Annotated in this window: 1 pseudogene; it reads right to left on the bottom strand. The window is 45.2% G+C overall.

What is annotated here, in order from left to right:
- Positions 1-299 (bottom strand): annotated as a pseudogene (locus IV67_RS09380) (hypothetical protein); the annotation flags it as partial.

Raw genomic sequence — 299 nt, 5'->3', positions numbered from 1 at the left:
CTTGATGTTGATGCTTTCGCAGAATTTGAGGCATCTGTTTGACTACGTTCAATTGAGTCAGAAAGACTCTTTGACGCATTCGTTGAATCAAGCGTTGATTGTTCTGCGCTTTCCGCCGGCGTTGTTGCTGACTTTGATCCTTGACGTGAGGCTTCAGCTGATTCTGAAGCCGCTGACTCTGATGCATTCAAACTGTTCTCAAGGGAAATTGAATCCGCCTCTGACAAAGCGACTGAATCACTGACTGAATTCTGTAGAGATTCATTAAGCACAGAATCACTCACACTGTGTGCCGTTGA

It is taken from the genome of Weissella minor, assembly GCF_001437425.1.
Taxonomy (GTDB): Bacteria; Bacillota; Bacilli; order Lactobacillales; family Lactobacillaceae; genus Weissella; species Weissella minor.
The sequence above is the reverse complement of the archived record's forward strand: the minus strand, read 5'-3'. Positions and strand labels throughout refer to the sequence as shown.